Below are 3,392 nucleotides of genomic sequence, written 5' to 3' on the forward strand. Positions count from 1 at the left end.
CAGCGGCTATGTTGCGGCCAAATTTATGTGGCGGCGATGTCTTCGAATCAGGGCTTATCCAATCCCCCTGACTCGTGCCCGCACATAAAAATGCCAGCGAACAACTAAAGTTGCTTCAGAAACATCATCAGTGAAGGCAGCGTGGTCGCGCGCCTTGATGCTGCGGGCAGGCCCGAGATGTCGACGCGAGCAAGCGCCTTTGCTTTCATTTCCAGGTCGACCTCGGCGTAGATGTGTGTCGTATCCAAAGAGACATGCCCTAACCAGGCTCGGATCGTGTTGATATCGACGCCGGCACGTAGCAGATGAACCGCGGTCGTGTGTCGAACCGAATGCGGACTGATACGTCTATCTTTCATCGCAGGATGTGACTTGGTCACGAGCTTGGCATATTGGGTGACGACACGATGTATGCCGAACCGTGTCATCGGCTGATTTGTCCGTCCACGGAACACGGTGTCGTCTGCACTACGCCCGGTTACGAGTTGAGTCAAGACGGAGGACGTCGTCGGCCACAAGGGACACACACGCATCTTGTTTCCTTTGCCAAGTATGCGAACGGAGGACGGCTCGGTGAGCTGCAAGCGTCCGATGGTCAACTTCGCAGCTTCATCGGCGCGAGCTCCGCTGTTGTACAGGAACAGAAGCAATGCATAGTCGCGTGCCCCGATTGCCGTGCGGCGGTCTGGCGCTGCCAGCAAAGCATCCATCTCTGATTTCTCGAGATAACCGATCAATGTCCGGGCCGTTTTTTTGAATGGAATTGACCGCACCTCGCTACACCAAGACAGATGAACTGGTGAATGCATGCCGATGAAGCGGGCCAGAGAATGGAGCGCGCTCAGCCGCAGATTCCGGGTGGCGCCACCGCAATGCCGATCGCATTCGACGTGATCCAGGAACTGGCGCACGATGGTTGGCGAAAGGTCCTCAACAGTCATCCGGTCGATCGCAAAGCCGCCGAGTTTGGCCGCGAACGGTAACAATAAAGTCAATGTGTCGCGGTAACTGGCTTGCGTGTTGGGCGAGAAGTTCCGTTCCGCCACCATATGCTCCAGCATGAAGCGCCGGATCCAGGGGCCAAGCAGGTTCCTGTCATTCATGATCGTCTCCACACTGCGCGTACTGTGCGAAACGCCGGCTTGCTTCTGCGAGCAACTCCGGTGTCATGCGCAGATATCGCTGCGTCGATTTGATATCGACGTGCCCCAGGTAGGTCGCTAGTTGCGGGAGCAGGCGTTGCACATCCTTGCCATCGCGATACCATGCAAGAACCCGATGTACTGTCGCGGTATGTCTCAAATCGTGCAGGCGCGGTGGATGCAGCTCTCCCTCGGGGCACTCGATTTTAGCCATCTGGCGCAAGCGCTGAAACAGGGTAATGACTTGCGAATACGGCCACCCGTGCCCAGTGCGCGAAGTGAACAGGCGCGAGTTATTGCCCTCCGGCATCGGCAGGCCCCGACGGCGCTCGATATGCGTGGCCAATTCCGTCGACAACCGTTGCCCAATCGGTACCAGACGAGTCTTGAAGAATTTCGTATTGTGTACGGTGATGACGCGGTCGATCAGGTCCGCATCCAGAATGGTCAACCGCAGCGCTTCGCCGATGCGCAACCCGCTGCCATACAGCAGGAGAATCAATGTCCTGTACATGGATGCCTGCTGTGGACTACGGTAGTTGTACAGCAGAGGCGTCGCGTCGATCAAGCGGTGGAGCTCTGCGGTCGAGTACACATAGGGGGTCTGGGGCGGCGGCAGCTTCGGCACGTTTGCGGGAAGCGGACATGTCTCGCTGTATCCCCTGCTAATGGCAAACCGGTACAGGCCTGCAAGCACGTTGTATTTGAGCCGCCATGTAGCTGTGAGTGGCCCCGTTCCTTGTAGAAATTCCACGACGGCATCCGGCCGGACGTCGGCAATGCCGACATTCCCCATCTCATGGGCAAACTGCCGCAAGAGTCGGTCGGCAGCTTCAAATCGCAGGCCCAACGACCGTTGCATTGAGACGTATGCTGTCACCACGTCGATCAGTTCCATGACAAATCTCCCAGATCGAAGTCGCCGACTTCGCGTAGCGCGCGCATATCGACCTTGGCATAAGTCATCGTGGCAGATGCACTATGGTGGCCGAGGTGGTCACCAATCTCCTTGAGACTTAAGCCCTGATCGACCAGGCGTGCAGCACAGGCGTGGCGCAATGCGTGCGGGCCCCGATGCTTCGCCTCAATTCCCAGCGCTTTGAACCTGTCATTGACCAGGTCGAATACCGCCTGCGGGGTCAGTGGACGATGTGGTGCGTGCAGTCCAAGAAATATCTGCGGTGCAGAAGCCGGCGGACGCACGGTGTCGATATAGCTGGCCAATGCTTCGGCGACCGTTGGCAACAACGGATAGACCTGCGGCTGCCGGCGTTTCAGGCGAAACACATGCAGTGTGCGTCCGGCCCAGTTCACCTGATCAAGGCGCAAAGCCACTACCTCCCCGCGGCGCATGCCATAGATCGACAGGAGCATCAGAATCGCGCGGTTTCTGATGTCAGCGGGCTTGTCGGTCGCGGTGGTTGCCAGGATCCGTTGCACGTCGGTCCATCGTGGCGCATATGGTAGGGATTCCTGCGTGTAGACACGCGGCGTGCGTAGTGCCGCGGCAAGTCGTGAGTCGCATAAACCTTGCATTGCCGAGTAACGCAAATATATCCGGAGGGCACCCATTACACCCTTCATCGATATCCGCCCCCACCGCGACGCATTCTGAATGAAGTAGGCGTCGATATCATCAGGCTGCAGATCCTCCAGGCGGCGATCGGTGTCTACGCACCACTGAAGAAACTGTGTGGTCCTGCTTTGCCACTGAGCGACCGTGGAAGGAGTGAACCCTCGCTCATCGCGCATCCATTTGACGTATCTGTCGAGATGGCCCTGAAACGGGAGAACGATGATTGGCTCACGCCACCACCCGAGGAACCGTAACCACGGTCGGGCGGCCGCGATCATCCGGTATTCCATCGTGACGCCCGTATGCATCGATGCGCGCTTGCGCGCGATCTCATGCAGCAAACTGACATCGACGCCTTGCGATGCAGTCGCGGGCAGCAGGCGAGCGACCCAAATGAGCTCATTTCTTTTTATACACAGCGAGCCAGGCGTTGCACCCAACTCGGCGCAGTGGCGTAAATATCGCTCCCGTTCCTGCAAAAACGGCGCTTCGCGATGGCGACTCCCTTCGACCTTTGCAAGGGCTGGCTTCTTGGACATGACAGACCTCCGAACGACGGTTGGAAGGTCACAAAGCGCCGAAATTTATGTCACGTCAATAGCCAGGACAGGCCCCATGTTTCCTCGGCGCCTATCGGCTGCCGCCACATAAATTTGGCCGCAACATAGCCACTA

General features: G+C 57.8%; 3 protein-coding genes. All 3 read right to left on the reverse strand.

The features are described 5' to 3' along the window. Positions 1–104: 104 nt before the first annotated feature. From LPA34_RS26785 to LPA34_RS26795, 3 genes are read right to left on the reverse strand one after another with little or no spacing between them, the layout of a single operon-like run. Positions 105–1,103 (reverse strand): tyrosine-type recombinase/integrase, encoded by a 999-nt coding sequence (locus LPA34_RS26785; protein ID WP_133891066.1) that lies wholly within the window; start codon positions 1,101–1,103, stop codon positions 105–107. After that, a complete protein-coding gene (locus LPA34_RS26790) occupies positions 1,096–2,040 on the reverse strand; it encodes a tyrosine-type recombinase/integrase (RefSeq protein ID WP_133891065.1) in 945 nt (314 codons plus the stop codon). Before LPA34_RS26790 ends, LPA34_RS26785 begins: the two co-directional genes overlap by 8 nt. Continuing rightward, on the reverse strand, positions 2,031–3,257 hold the full coding sequence (locus LPA34_RS26795; RefSeq protein WP_228984159.1) for a tyrosine-type recombinase/integrase: 1,227 nt from the start codon (positions 3,255–3,257) through the stop codon (positions 2,031–2,033). The genes LPA34_RS26790 and LPA34_RS26795 overlap by 10 nt, the downstream gene beginning before the upstream one ends. Positions 3,258–3,392: the final 135 nt, after the last annotated feature.

Origin of the sequence: Paraburkholderia gardini (assembly GCF_907164575.1) — a bacterium.
Lineage (GTDB): Bacteria > Pseudomonadota > Gammaproteobacteria > Burkholderiales > Burkholderiaceae > Paraburkholderia > Paraburkholderia gardini.

Coding starts and splice junctions, on each gene's coding strand:
- LPA34_RS26785 (WP_133891066.1), bottom strand. CDS start 1,103: ATGAATGACAGGAACCTGCTTGGCCCCTGGATCCGGCGCTTCATGCTG.
- LPA34_RS26790 (WP_133891065.1), bottom strand. CDS start 2,040: ATGGAACTGATCGACGTGGTGACAGCATACGTCTCAATGCAACGGTCG.
- LPA34_RS26795 (WP_228984159.1), bottom strand. CDS start 3,257: ATGTCCAAGAAGCCAGCCCTTGCAAAGGTCGAAGGGAGTCGCCATCGC.